At 45.4% G+C, this 14033-nt stretch carries 10 protein-coding genes and 6 tRNA genes; 13 read left to right on the plus strand and 3 right to left on the minus strand.

All coding sequences use genetic code 11. The features are described from left to right. Positions 1 to 28: 28 nt before the first annotated feature. A tRNA-Asp gene (locus CSW98_RS16340) sits at positions 29 to 105 on the plus strand. Between the two features lie 195 nt (positions 106 to 300). On the opposite strand, the gene ubiK is transcribed toward CSW98_RS16340, so the two are convergent. Continuing rightward, on the minus strand, positions 301 to 573 hold the full coding sequence (gene ubiK, locus CSW98_RS16345) for a ubiquinone biosynthesis accessory factor UbiK (RefSeq protein WP_100801554.1): 273 nt from the start codon (positions 571 to 573) through the stop codon (positions 301 to 303). A gap of 211 nt (positions 574 to 784) precedes the next feature. On the opposite strand from ubiK, the gene rep reads away from it, so the two are divergent. The 12 genes from rep to CSW98_RS16405 all read left to right on the plus strand — a co-directional run bounded on the left by rep (position 785) and on the right by CSW98_RS16405 (position 11444). Then, positions 785 to 2800, plus strand: coding sequence for a DNA helicase Rep (gene rep / locus CSW98_RS16350; protein ID WP_100801555.1), 2016 nt, complete (start codon positions 785 to 787; stop codon positions 2798 to 2800). Positions 2801 to 2902: 102 nt separating this feature from the next. Then, positions 2903 to 2979: transfer RNA gene (locus CSW98_RS16355), tRNA-Arg, on the plus strand. 40 nt (positions 2980 to 3019) lie between these two features. After that, positions 3020 to 3095, plus strand: a tRNA-His gene (locus CSW98_RS16360). A gap of 3 nt (positions 3096 to 3098) precedes the next feature. Beyond that, a tRNA-Pro gene (locus CSW98_RS16365) sits at positions 3099 to 3175 on the plus strand. A gap of 43 nt (positions 3176 to 3218) precedes the next feature. Further along, positions 3219 to 3294 (plus strand) — tRNA-His (locus CSW98_RS16370). 19 nt (positions 3295 to 3313) lie between these two features. Next, positions 3314 to 3390 (plus strand) — tRNA-Pro (locus tag CSW98_RS16375). Between the two features lie 693 nt (positions 3391 to 4083). Continuing rightward, positions 4084 to 5793 carry a dipeptide ABC transporter ATP-binding protein gene (locus CSW98_RS16380; RefSeq protein WP_100801556.1) on the plus strand — a complete coding sequence of 570 codons (1710 nt, stop codon included), beginning with the start codon at positions 4084 to 4086 and terminating at the stop codon, positions 5791 to 5793. Positions 5794 to 5868: 75 nt separating this feature from the next. Beyond that, positions 5869 to 7422 (plus strand): ABC transporter substrate-binding protein, encoded by a 1554-nt coding sequence (locus CSW98_RS16385; RefSeq protein ID WP_100801557.1) that lies wholly within the window; start codon positions 5869 to 5871, stop codon positions 7420 to 7422. Between the two features lie 210 nt (positions 7423 to 7632). After that, entirely contained in the window at positions 7633 to 8610 is a 978-nt protein-coding gene (locus CSW98_RS16390) for an ABC transporter permease (RefSeq protein ID WP_100801558.1), read from the plus strand. Between the two features lie 2 nt (positions 8611 to 8612). After that, on the plus strand, positions 8613 to 9551 hold the full coding sequence (locus CSW98_RS16395; RefSeq protein ID WP_100801559.1) for an ABC transporter permease: 939 nt from the start codon (positions 8613 to 8615) through the stop codon (positions 9549 to 9551). A 159-nt stretch (positions 9552 to 9710) separates the two neighbouring features. Next, positions 9711 to 10685, plus strand: a complete 975-nt coding sequence (locus tag CSW98_RS16400) for an SPOR domain-containing protein (protein WP_100801560.1) — start codon at positions 9711 to 9713, stop codon at positions 10683 to 10685. A 33-nt stretch (positions 10686 to 10718) separates the two neighbouring features. Continuing rightward, on the plus strand, positions 10719 to 11444 hold the full coding sequence (locus tag CSW98_RS16405; RefSeq protein ID WP_100801561.1) for a glycerophosphodiester phosphodiesterase family protein: 726 nt from the start codon (positions 10719 to 10721) through the stop codon (positions 11442 to 11444). 6 nt (positions 11445 to 11450) lie between these two features. Here the strand turns inward: CSW98_RS16405 and add are convergent, their stop codons facing one another. Then, complete coding sequence (gene add, locus CSW98_RS16410; RefSeq protein ID WP_100801562.1) at positions 11451 to 12455, minus strand: adenosine deaminase; 1005 nt, start codon at positions 12453 to 12455, stop codon at positions 11451 to 11453. Between the two features lie 136 nt (positions 12456 to 12591). Next, a complete protein-coding gene (gene glnG / locus CSW98_RS16415) occupies positions 12592 to 14001 on the minus strand; it encodes a nitrogen regulation protein NR(I) (RefSeq protein ID WP_100801563.1) in 1410 nt (469 codons plus the stop codon). Positions 14002 to 14033: the final 32 nt, after the last annotated feature.

Consider the following 14033-nt stretch of genomic DNA (forward strand, 5'->3'; position numbering starts at 1 on the left):
TAAGACTTTATTTGGTAAAAAGTTTAGTGGAGCGGTAGTTCAGTTGGTTAGAATACCGGCCTGTCACGCCGGGGGTCGCGGGTTCGAGTCCCGTCCGCTCCGCCACTATTTGAAGCCTCGTCAGAAGTGACGGGGCTTTTTTACGTTTGGGGTAAAGTGGCCAATGCGGAGCGGTCGTTCAGTTGGTTGCTTTGGGTTTAAAGAAAGCTGGCCTGCTACGTCAAGCAAGGAGATAGATAGTTCTGTCCACTCTGCCTGTAGTAAAAAACAGGCTCATCGGTATAAGCCTGTAGCGTGTCTTTATTGCTCTTTCTTTTTTTCTGCATCAGCAGCTAATTTCTCTTCGAGAGCAGCCAGTTTCTGTTCTATTTCTGAAAGCTTCTGGCGGGTTCTGAGTAACACTTGAGTCTGTACTTCAAACTCTTCCCGGCTGACAACATCCAGCTTATTTAACTGCCCCTGAATTACCTGACGTACTTTCAGTTCGACATCAGCACCGAGTTCTTTTACCGGCTCTGGCATGGAATCATGGATCTGCTTGGCTATCTGTTCTAATTTCTTGGGATCAAACATCTGATTATACTCCTGAAAATTTGTACCTATTTTAGGTAATTTAGGTGGAAAAGTCGTTATAGTGCAGAGAAAAAGTATAGATTGATAGTCTGATACTGCTCAATTACCTTTATAGAAATTTATGTTGTCTGGTGGATAATCTGAATAGCAATCAGTGCAAGGGACGATTACTATATAGCCCCCTTTGATGTTTGCTTTAAGGTATCGGATCATGAAGTTAAATCCGCAACAGAATGAAGCCGTAAAATTTGTTTCTGGGCCATGTCTGGTTCTTGCCGGAGCTGGTTCTGGTAAGACTCGTGTAATTACCAATAAGATAGCCTATCTGGTTCAGGAGTGCGGATATAAAGCGAGAAATATTGCAGCAGTAACTTTTACTAATAAAGCAGCCCGGGAGATGAAAGAACGTGTAGGGCAGACGTTAGGAAAAAAAGAGTCCCGAGGGTTGATGATCTCTACATTTCACACGCTGGGATTAAATATTATCCGACGTGAATATAAGGCATTGGGGCTTAAAGCTGGCTTTTCTTTGTTTGATGATCAGGATCAGATGGCTCTGTTGAAAGAATTAACGGAAAAGCAACTGGATGGTGATAAGGATCTTCTCCGGCAACTGCTGAGTTCCATTTCTAACTGGAAAAATGACATGCTGTCACCTGATCAGGTGAGGGGATATGCACGATCAGAGCAGGAACAGTTGTTTTCTTTCTGTTTTGAGCTATATCAGGCACAGATGAAAGCATATAACGCTCTTGATTTTGATGACCTGATACTGATGCCTGTACAGTTACTTAAGAGTAACTCTGATGTCCGACTGTATTGGCAGAACCGTATACGTTATCTTTTGGTGGATGAATACCAGGATACGAATACCAGTCAGTACGAACTGGTAAAGCTATTAGTGGGAGAGAGAGGTCGTCTGACGGTTGTAGGAGATGATGATCAATCCATTTATTCATGGCGGGGAGCGAAACCGCAGAACCTTGTACTGTTGAGCCAGGATTATTCCAATCTTAGAGTTATTAAGCTGGAACAGAATTATCGTTCAACCAGCCGTATTTTACGTGCAGCAAATATTCTGATAGCCAATAATCCCCATGTGTTTGAGAAAAACCTGTTTTCAGAGATCCCTGATGGGGAGAAACTGAAAGTGCTGACGGCTAAAAATGAAGACCATGAAGCCGAGCGGGTGACAGGAGAACTGATTGCTCACCGTTTTCTGAACCGGACTCATTACAAAGACTATGCGATCTTGTACCGGGGAAATCATCAGTCCCGTCTGATCGAGAAGGCTTTAATGCAAAACAGGATCCCTTACCGAATTTCTGGAGGCACGTCTTTTTTTTCCCGTGCGGAGATAAAAGATATTATGGCTTATCTACGGGTATTGGTGAATCCGGATGATGATAATGCTTTCTTGCGTATCATAAATACCCCCCGGCGAGAAATTGGGCCGGTTACACTGGAAAAGCTGGGAACTTATGCCAATATGCGTGGAAAGAGCTTGTTTGAAGCAAGCTTCGAGCTGGGGTTGGAGCAGCATCTGAGTGGTAGGGGATTGGATAATTTGCGTAAATTTACCCAGTGGATTGTCGCAATCTCTGATAATGCTGAGCGCGGCCATACGGTCGATGCTGTGCGTGCTCTGGTTCGTGATATTAACTATGAAGACTGGTTATATGAAACATCATCCAGTGCTAAGGCAGCAGAGATGCGAATGAAGAATGTTTCTGATCTCTATAGCTGGATAGTGGCCGATTTGGAAGGCGATAACAGTGATCAGGAGGAAAAGAGCCTGAAAGAAGTTGTCCAGCGCCTGACTCTAAGGGATATGATGGAACGTGGAGAAGATGATGAGAATGCGGATCAGGTACAGTTGATGACTTTGCATGCTTCTAAGGGGCTGGAGTTTCCGTTTGTGTATCTTATGGGGGCAGAAGAAGGCATTCTGCCTCATCAAACCAGTATTGATGAAGATAATGTAGAAGAAGAACGGCGTCTGGCTTATGTGGGCATTACCCGGGCACAAAAAGAGTTAACGTTTACGTTATGCCGTGAACGCAGGCAGTTTGGTGAATTGATTAAACCTCAGCAGAGCCGTTTTCTGGAGGAGCTGCCTTATGAAGACATTGAATGGGAAATAGAGAAAAAACCTCAGTCTCAGGAGGAAAGAATGGCTAAAGGCCAGGCTCACATTGCTAATTTACGTTCGATGTTTAACAAATAGGGCTTAAACTGCTGAAAAAGACAACAATTGATAAAAAAACTGCAAAAAATGGTGGACTCATTCCAGCGATATACGTATTATTCCACTCCGCCGATAGGGCATGCGCCCGTAGCTCAGCTGGATAGAGCGTTGGCCTCCGGAGCCAAAGGTCGAAGGTTCGAATCCTTTCGGGCGCGCCATTTCGGAGGGCTCTGGACATTTATCGGCAGAAATTTAGTGGTGGCTATAGCTCAGTTGGTAGAGCCCCGGATTGTGATTCCGGTTGTCGCGAGTTCAAGTCTCGTTAGCCACCCCATCTCGGTGAATAGCGCAGTTTGGTAGCGCATCTGGTTTGGGACCAGAGGGTCGGGGGTTCGAATCCCTCTTCACCGACCATATTTCAAACCCATCATGATTTGATGGGTTTTTTATCTCAGCGGTGGCTATAGCTCAGTTGGTAGAGCCCCGGATTGTGATTCCGGTTGTCGCGAGTTCAAGTCTCGTTAGCCACCCCATTTTATATATAAAGAGTTTCGGTGAATAGCGCAGTTTGGTAGCGCATCTGGTTTGGGACCAGAGGGTCGGGGGTTCGAATCCCTCTTCACCGACCACTTTTAAGAAGCCTGTCCTTAGTGACAGGCTTTTTTGTATGTATTCCGTAAGTTTTACGCACTGGATGTCCTGAATGGGTTATGACACCATATTCATTCAATTCAAAGATTCTCCTCTTCTCTCCTCCTTGGTATTAATTGAAATATTTAAGCTTGCCTTTTCACTGGTGTGGTAGCACAAGAATTCTCTATATTCATCTTGATTCTCTGTATTCATTCTCTGGTTTGGTAAAAATGAATAATATAATATATTTATTAGTGTCTCATTTCTGGTGTTATTAACTAATGAATTCGATTTCATTTGGTTTTTGTTTCTCATATTCTGGGGCTGTAATGGCATAATCATTCATTATTGTGGGCGTGCATAAAAATATCATTTGTGTGACTTGAGTCGGATTTTTTGGTTTTTTATCCTTATTTTGGTGCGTTATGCACGATAATGGTGCGTTTTTTGTGAATTATAATTCTATGTAATATGCATAATTATTGTGGTTTAATGCTTTAAAATTGTTTTTTCACCGTCTTTTATCCTTTATTTGTTGCATTAAACTGAGTTTTTTGACAAATTTAGCAGCTACTTAATTATCAGAGCATTATTCTGTTAATAAATGGATTTTATTTATGCCATAAAGCGTGTATTAAGCATGGTTAATAAATGTTTCAGGCATATAAAGACAAGACAGAGGACTGAAAATGTCACTTCTTGAGGTTAAAAACCTTCGAATTGAATACCCATCTCGCCATGGTGTACATGCAGCTGTAAAGTCGCTTTCTTTTTCTATTGAACGTGGTGAAATTGTTGGTGTTGTGGGTGAATCTGGTGCCGGTAAATCTACGGTCGGTAATGGTGTGATTGATTTGCTGAGTCCTCCGGGGTTGATTGCCGGAGGGGATGTATACCTGGATGGTACAAAAATTTCCGGTCTTAAGCCGGAGGAAATGCGTAAGGTTCGTGGTTCAAAGATTGGATTTATTTTTCAGGATCCGATGACTTCACTCAACCCTTTATTTACTGTTGAGCAACAACTGAAAGAAACGATTCACGCGAATATGAAGGTTTCTGATCAGGAAGCCTACCAGCGAGCATTATCTTTAATGAATCAGGTCGGAATTCCACAACCGGAAAACCGTCTCAAGCAGTATCCGCATCAGTTTTCTGGAGGTATGCGCCAGCGAGTGGTTATTGCTATTGCTTTGGCGGGAGAGCCGGATCTGATTATTGCGGATGAACCGACAACCGCACTGGATGTGTCTATCCAGGATCAAATATTGAATCTTATTCGTGAATTGTGCGTTAAAAATAATGTCGGTTGTATGCTCGTCACCCATGATATGGGGGTCGTGTCAAATGTTACAGATAAAGTTGCGGTTATGTACCGTGGTGATTTAGTTGAGTTTGGTAAAACTGAGAAGGTTTTGGGTAACCCTGATCATCCGTATACCCGCAGCCTGATTTCTGCTGTACCTCGTTCCGATGTCAAACTGGATCGCTTCCCACTGGTTAGTTATATCGAAGAAGCGACGGAAATGAAATCGCTGGATATTAAGAATCATTGGTTGGGGCAGAGTCAGGATCAGCGCTCTTACACTGGTCCACTGCTCAATGTTGAAAATGTAAACTTGCGTTTTGTGACGAAAGATTCGCTGTTCGAAAGTCGTCGGGAATATGTGCAGGCATCAAATAACGTCAGCTTTGAGGTTTTTGAAGGTGAAACCTTTGGTCTTGTGGGTGAATCTGGTTCTGGTAAATCAACGATTGCCCGTGTCATTGCTGGCTTGTATGAGCCAAATTCCGGCAGAGTAACCTTTGAAGGTATTGACCTGACGGCAATGAAGTCGGAAAAAGAGCGTCGTCCGGTGCGCCGCCAGATGCAGATGGTGTTCCAGAACCCATACACATCGATGAACCCGCGGATGAAAATTTTCGACATTATTGCAGAGCCTATTCGTTTTCATAAGCTGACCCGCAATGAAAATGAAACCCGACAGATTGTATATGATCTGCTGGATCATGTCGGTTTGGGCCGAATGGCTGGAGTGAAATATCCGCATGAATTTTCAGGTGGTCAGCGTCAGCGCATTTCTATTGCCCGGGCATTGGCAACTCGTCCGCGGCTTCTGATCTGTGATGAGCCGACTTCAGCATTGGATGTTTCAGTCCAGGCTCAGATTCTTAATTTGTTGAAAGATCTGCAGGATGAGCTGAACCTGACTATGCTTTTCATCAGTCACGACCTGCCGGTTATCCGTCAGATGTGTGACCGTATTGGTGTCATGAAAATGGGAACGCTGCTGGAGGTTGCTCCGACAGAGCAGTTATTTAATGACCCGCAACATGAATATAGTAAGCAATTGATTTCTCTGATGCCGGAATTTACCGGATTAAGAGAAGATGTTGCGTAATTCAGAAGTACTGTCAAAACAGAAGCACACACAACAAACAAAAGGGATACGGATTCCCGCATAAGGAGTTATGCTATGAAAACCATTAAGACAAAACTGGCTGTTGCGTTGATGGCGGCAGGCCTGAGCCTGAGCGCAGCGGCGGCAGATATCACTGTTGCTTATGATGCAGATCCTGTGTCACTGGATCCGCATGAACAGCTTTCCGGTGGTACGCTGCAGATGTCACATATGGTGTTTGATCCTCTGGTTCGTTATACACAGACGTTGGATTTTGAAGCTCGTCTGGCTGAAAGCTGGGAACGTGTTGATGATACCCGGTTCCGTTTTAAGCTGCGTAAAGGAGTGAAGTTCCACTCTGGTAATGAAATGACGGCAGATGACGTGGTATGGACATTTGAACGTCTTCAGGAGTCTCCTGATTTTAAGGCAATATTTGACCCGTTTGAAAAAATGGTCAAAGTGGATGACTATACAGTTGAGTTGGTATCAAAAGGCGCATTCCCACTGGTACTGCAGACGGCAACGTATATCTTCCCTATGGACAGCAAGTTTTACTCTGGTCAGACAGCAGAAGGTAAAGACAAAGCAGAAATCGTTAAGCATGGTAACTCTTTTGCCTCAACACACGTTTCTGGTACCGGACCATTTATCGTGACATCCCGCGAGCAGGGCGTAAAAGTTGAGTTTGAACGTTTTGCTGATTACTGGGACAAGGGTTCAAAAGGTAATGTGGATCACCTGACTCTGGTGCCGATCAAAGAAGATGCAACCCGTGTAGCGGCTCTGCTTTCCGGTGATGTAGATATGATCGCTCCGGTGGCACCGAATGACCATAATCGTGTTGAAACTGCCGAGAATGTGGATCTGGTTACATTACCGGGTACCCGTATTATCTCATTCCAGATGAACCAGAACAGTAACGAAGCACTAAAAGATGTTCGCGTACGTCAAGCTATCGTGTATGCCATCAATAATGACGGCATCGTGAAGAAAATCATGAAAGGTTTTGCAACCGCGGCTGGTCAGCAAAGTCCAGAAGGTTACGCAGGATACAATCCAGAGTTGAAACCACGTTATGATCTGAAAAAAGCCAAGCAATTGATGAAAGAAGCTGGTTATGAAAATGGCTTAACGTTGACCATGATTGCACCAAACAACCGTTATGTAAACGACGCCAAAGTTGCTCAGGCAGCAGCAGCCATGTTATCTAAGATCGGTATCAAGGTTGACCTTAAGACTATGCCAAAAGCACAGTACTGGCCTGAGTTTGATAAATGTGCTGCAGATATGCTGATGATCGGTTGGCATTCTGATACTGAAGATTCTGCAAACTTCTCTGAGTTTCTGACCATGACCCGTAACGAAGAAACTGGTCGCGGTCAGTATAACTGTGGTCATTATTCTAATGCAGACGTTGACCGTTTAGTGGAAGCGTCTAACGTAGAAACGGATCCGGCTAAACGTACCCAGATGCTGCAGCAGGTAGAAGCGACACTGTATAATGAAGCAGCGTTTGTTCCTCTACACTGGCAGAACTTGGCTTGGGGTGCTAAATCTAATGTGAATATTGCACCTATCGTGAATGCGATGAACTTCCCATACTTTGGTGATCTGGAAGTTAAATAAATCAACGGGCTAAGTCGTTCGGCATAACAAATCCCCGCTTCTGCGGGGTTTTGTCTGCTGATAAGCCTGTTTTTAGCCAGCCATTGACAGGGTAATTCTGTAAGAGTGTCTCTGTCTTTGATTTCAGGTTCTCATTCTTGTTTCAGTCGGATTGAGAGCTGTTTAAACTGATAGTTAAGACTGAATATTTGATGATTAAAGGGGCAAGAAATGTTTTCGTTTCTGGTCAAACGCCTGTATCAGGCACTGATTGTGATGTTTGTTATCAGCGTGGTGGCATTTTCCATTCAGGATAATTTGGGGGATCCGCTGCGTGAGCTGGTGGGGCAATCCGTTTCTGAAGCAGAACGTCAGGCTCTGCGTGACGAGCTGGGGTTGAATGATCCGTTTGTTACCAAGTACACCCGTTTTGTGACAAATGCAGTGCATGGTGATTTAGGAACATCCTATTTTTTCAAAAAACCGGCGACGGAAGTTATTCTGGATAAGCTGGTTGCAACACTGGAGCTCGTATTTGGTGCATCACTGATTATCGTTCTTTTATCGATTCCACTCGGTGTCTATTCTGCTATTCATCCTAAAAGTTTTTTCACTAAGGTGGTGATGGCATTCAGCAGTATCGGTATTTCCATCCCCGTTTTTCTTACGGCGATTATGCTGATGTATGTATTCTCTATCGAGCTGGGATGGTTGCCGTCTTACGGACGAGGTGAAACCTTTAATCTGCTGGGATGGGAGTCGGGTTACTTTACGCTGGATGGTCTGTCACACCTGATTCTGCCGTGTATTTCTCTGGCCTCTATCATGCTGCCACTGTTTATTCGGCTGGTTCGTTCGGAAATGCTGGAAGTGCTGAGTTCTGAATATATCAAGTTCGGTAAAGCAAAAGGCCTGGCGATGAATAAGATCTATTATCAACATGCTCTGAAAAATACCATGTTGCCGGTGCTTACCGTTGGTGGGGTACAGATCGGTACTATGGTGGCGTATACCATTTTGACCGAAACGGTATTTCAATGGCCGGGGACAGGTTTCTTGTTTCTGGAAGCTATTAATCGGGTGGATACTCCGCTGATCACTGCGTATGTTATTTTTGTTGGTTTGATTTTTGTGGTGACCAATACGATCGTTGACCTCCTGTACGGACTGATTAACCCAACGGTAAACCTGACAGGTAAAGGAGCCTGATTATGAGTAATACTGCAACTGCTCCTGGCCGCTGGGAGCGCTTTAAGCAATCGGATTTTCTTTATTATTTCCTGCGCGATAAAGTCGCGATGTTCAGTTTTTCGGTTTTCGTTCTGTTTGTGATGATTGCTCTGGCGTCACCGTTAATTGCTCCTACGGATCCTTATGATCTGACATCGATTGACATTATGGACTCTGAACTACCGCCATCCTGGATGGAAGATGGGGATTCCCGTTTTGTTCTGGGTACGGATGAACAGGGAAGGGATATCTTCTCGACAATTCTGTACGGTTCCCGTCTGTCGCTGACAATCGGCTTCCTGGCTGTGGGACTACAATTGTTTCTGGGTATTATTATCGGTCTGTCTGCCGGTTATTTTGGTGGTCGTATCGACAGTTTTCTGATGCGGTTTGCTGATGTTCAGTTGTCATTCTCTACCATGATGGTTGCGATCATTGTTTCAGCTATCTTCAAGGCAAGCTTCGGTAGCGAGTTTTACAGTCAGTATGCGGTTCTGATGCTGGTGGTGATTATCGGGGTTGCTGAATGGCCACAATATGCCCGAACTATCCGGGCTTCAGTACTGGCAGAGAAAAAGAAAGAGTATGTGGAAGCCGCTCGTGTTATGGGCTTTAAGGCTCCCCGTATTATGTTCCGGCATATTCTGCCTAACTGTCTGTCTCCTATTCTGGTTATCTCTACGGTTCAGGTGGCGAATGCTATTATGTCAGAAGCGGCTCTCTCTTTTCTTGGCCTCGGCTTGCCTGTCGACCAGCCGTCTCTAGGCTCATTGATCAGTATCGGTTTTAACTATATTTTCTCCGGTGCATGGTGGATCACGGCTTTTCCGGGTATTGTTTTGGTTACGTTGGTACTGGTTATTAACTTACTTGGTGACTGGCTGCGGGATGTGTTTAACCCTAAAATTTATAAAGGGTGATCCAAACCGATTGATCTTTAATCATAAACATCCCTAAACTAGAGAGCCGTCTTAATAAAAAGCGGCTCTTTTGCCATGTCAGCTTTATCGGATACTTTCAGTATAAGACGGGTCTACACTTAATCAGATAGAGCGACAAAACAGTTTAGAGAAGAATCTATGAATAATAATTTTTCGGGCAAACTGAAGACGGTTGTTTTCACTCTTTTGCTTGCTGCCTTTTCCGGCCTCACTCCTACAGTCGTCTATGCTGCTGATGGTTATGTTTGTGATGCGAAACAGAACTCCAGAGATGAACTGGCTGTGCTGGCGGAGTCTTGTCCCGTCGGTCAGGGATTATGGGGACGAAAACCTAAGCAGGACAGCGGTTTTTTCTGGATACAGTGTGGTGTTTTCCCTCAGCCACTTACTCTCGCTCAGGTAAAACCTATCTACGAAAAAATTTCTGCTGATGTATGGATGAAGCCTGAAGAGAACCACTTTCGTTGTCTTATTGGGCCATATAACAGTTTTAAGCTGGCAGAGAAAGAATCACGACAGATCAGAACGCTTTCTGCATATAAGGAATCCTTTGTTCGCCAGGTGGCAGAAAATGGTCATGCAGAAAAAGTATCCGCAGGTAATAAGCAGGCTACGGTTGTAAAAGCTAAACAGAAACAGCAGGCTCAGCCAACAGTGAAAGCAAGACCGGAAGTAGGTGCTAAGTCATCAGCAGAAAAAGCGAAGCCTTTAGCCAAAGAAACTCAGTCAGCAGCTATGCTTCCTAAAGCATCAACAGTGGTGAAATCTGCTGTGTCTGCTGCGGGTATTACGATGCGTCGCAGTATCGGTATGCAAGGGTATCAGTTTGTTATACCTTTCCTTGATGAAGGCAATGAGCAGTTCTATATGGAATATGGTATTGCCTGGAATCGTTTGGATTATGATAAAGCAGAGCAAGTATGCACATCGTTGGGAATGTATCTGGTCAGTGAGCCACAGTGGAAGCTGTTGCTGAGTTCCGGAGTGATGAGCCGGGAGGAATGGCCATTGCATTTGCCGTACTGGGGGCAGGGAAAATTAGGACTGTTCACTAGTGGTAAGGTTACTCACCTGACCGGTACGTCTTTACTGAATGTTGTATGCATGAAGTAATGGCTTTAATCGTGCCTGTATAGGGATATAAGGATGATTATTGCAGCTCATCGAGGCTTATCATCCAAAGCACCAGAGAACACTCTGAGTGCCTTTCTGGCTGCAATTAAGCTTGGGTGTTCTTGTATCGAGCTGGATACTCACCTTAGTGAGGATAATATTCCGGTCGTGATCCATGATCAGAGTGTCGATCGTTGTACTGACGGCTGTGGGAGTGTCAGAGATATGTCTCTGACGGAATTGAAAAAACTGGATGCCGGGCTATGGTTTGGAGAGGCTTTTCGTGGGGAGAGGATCCCTGCTCTGGATGAAGTCCTGAGACTGGGTGTTCAGTTTAATATTCAGTTGAATATTGAACTGAAATGTTATCATACTGCAGACGTTACCCTCACCTGTGAACAGGTTGCCCGAGTGATTTGTAGTCAGAACATTCCTTCGGAACTGTTACTGTTCTCCAGTTTTAATACGGACATGCTCCGGGTGATGCAGCTGTTGTTGCCTGATATACGGCGGGGGCACCTATGGGATCAAATACCTGAGAATGCTTTGGATATCCTGCATTTTCTGAATGCCAGCAGTGCCAATTGTGATTACCGTTTTCTGACAGAAAAACAAACCCGGCAACTGAAAGATGCCGGGTATCAGGTGTTCTGCTATACACCCAATGTCCCGAAGCTGGTGGCACCACTCCGGAAATGGGGGGTAGATATGTTGATTACCGACTACCCGGATCGTTATTTCTTTCCTGCTTCTAACTGAACAGAATCAGTTTCGTGTCCGGCATTTTTTCTGCAGATTAACTTTTTCGTTTGCAGATAAAAAGGCCATTTCCAGACCATTGTGTTGTGCCTGGCGAATTTGATGTTGAGATAGTCCAGCCATTGGGGCGGCAGTGTTATATTCATAAGGCAGCTCAATGCCTTCTACTGCCGGATCATCAGTGTTCAGACAGGCCAGAATACCATGTTCAAGAAAAATCTTTAGTGGGTGTACTGACAGCGACTCTACGGTACTGGTTTGAATATTCGATGTCAGGCAGGATTCGATACCGATACGCTTCTCGGCTAGATAATCCATAAGTTGTGGGTCAAAAATAGCTTTGACTCCATGGCCGATGCGTTCAGCTCCCAGTTCTTTAATGGCCTGCCACATGCTGTCTGGCCCGGCCGCTTCTCCGGCATGAACCGTTACTCTCAGACCGGCATCCCGAACCTGTTTAAAGTGAGACAGAAACTTTTCTCCTGGCTGACCCAGTTCGTCTCCGGCCAGATCAATGGCAACTAAATGTTCTTTGTGCACTAGCAGGCTATTGAGTTCCTGCTGGCAAGCATCGGTGCCGAAAGAACGGCTCATTATACCGATTAAATTAGTTTGGATACCCAGATCGCGGCTTCCTGCCTGTACACCATCAATAACGGCAGCAACAACGCCTTCTAGTGGCAACCGATGTTTCATCGCCATATAGTAAGGGGAGAAGCGTAGTTCTGCGTAGTCGATGCGGGCGTGCAGGGCATCTTCTACATTTTCATAGGCGACCCGGCGTACGGCATCGAGATCTCCCAGTACGGCTACCCCCCAGTCTAGTTTACTCAGAAAGGCAACCAGTGTCGGCTCTGTTTCCGTTACCTGCACATGAGGCCGGAGTGATTCTGTATCATTGGCCGGGAGACGTATACCAAACTGTTGACCGAGCTCCAGAATAGTCTGGATACGAATATTGCCGTCGAGATGGCGGTGAAGGTCGACAAGAGGAAGGTCGGGGGTAATCATGATAAGTGATCCTGAACGGTTATATGTACGTTCGGCTAAGTATAAGAATGTACGGTATGGTTTGTCAGCATGAAAAACGAGAAAAACAGCCTTTCTTTCAGGCTGTTTTTCTGTGGCTGATAACGAAACCTACGGCTCAGTGCATGTCGAGTTCTTTCAGCTTTCTGGTCAGAGTGTTGCGTCCCCAGCCCAGTACTTTTGCGGCTTCCTGTTTATGACCGTTGGTATGGTTTAATGCTGTTTTCAGCAGGATTCGCTCAAATTCCGGCAGGGCATAAGAAAGTAGTTCAGTTTCTCCTGAAGAAAGAGCGGCTTCTGCCCATGATTCGAGTTCAGACTGCCAGCTACCGCTGCCACCAGAAGTCGTTACGGATTTTTCTGTCATTAGCTCGGCAGGCAAATCTGATGGCAGAATTTCACTTCCACTGGCCATAACGGTCAGGCCGCGACAAATATTCTCCAGTTGACGAACGTTTCCTGGCCATGACAGGCGTTTCAGTACATCCAGAGTCGCTGGGTGCAGAGCCTTCATTTCTACGCCCAGCTCTTCGGATGCCCGGGCCAGAAAATGCATGGTCAGTTTTTCAATGTCCTGCTTTCTCTCTCTAAGAGCTGGAATCTGGATTCGGATAACGTTCAGGCGGTGGAATAAGTCTTCACGGAAATCACCTTCATGAGCCAATTTCTCCAGATTCTGATGTGTGGCAGCGATAATACGTACGTCAACCTTGATGGGTGAATGTCCACCAACCCGATAGAACTGACCATCAGCTAATACGCGCAGCAGCCGGGTCTGGATATCCAGTGGCATATCTCCGATCTCATCCAGAAATAGGGTTCCTCCGTTGGCCTGCTCAAAACGACCCTGACGAACATTGTTGGCACCGGTAAAGGCTCCTTTTTCATGTCCGAACAGCTCAGATTCAATCAGATCTTTGGGAATAGCAGCCATGTTCAGGGCAATAAAGGGATTTTTTGCCCGAGGACTATGGCGGTGCAGGGCATGGGCAACCAGTTCTTTACCTGTACCTGATTCACCATTGATTAAAACTGAAATCGAAGAGCGGGACAGTCTGCCGATGGCCCGGAATACCTCTTGCATAGCCGGAGCTTCACCGATGATCTCCGGCGCATTGGCTGATACGCTGTCTTCTGTAACCTGCTCTCTTTTTTGTTCGTGGCTGTGTGCGATGGCTTTTTCAACCAGAGTCAGGGTTTCATCAATATCAAATGGCTTAGGCAGGTATTCAAAAGCCCCTTTTTGATAAGCGTTCACTGCGGCATCCAGATCCGAGTGCGCCGTCATAATGATGACTGGAAGATTCGGGTATTTGCTGTGTACCTGATGCAACAGATCCAGCCCGTCAATGCCCGGCATCCGGATATCTGAAACCAGCACATCAGGAGTTTCCCGTTCCAGAGACATCAGTACGCTTTCTGCGTCAGCGAATGTTTCACACTGGATATTTGCGGATGACAGGGTTTTCTCCATTACCCAGCGAATGGAGCTATCATCATCAACAACCCAAACATATCCTCTACTCATACTCGATCATTCCTTCGCAGCAATATCTGCTT

The sequence above is a fragment of the Vibrio sp. HA2012 genome (genome assembly GCF_002812955.1).
Lineage (GTDB): Bacteria > Pseudomonadota > Gammaproteobacteria > Enterobacterales > Vibrionaceae > Vibrio.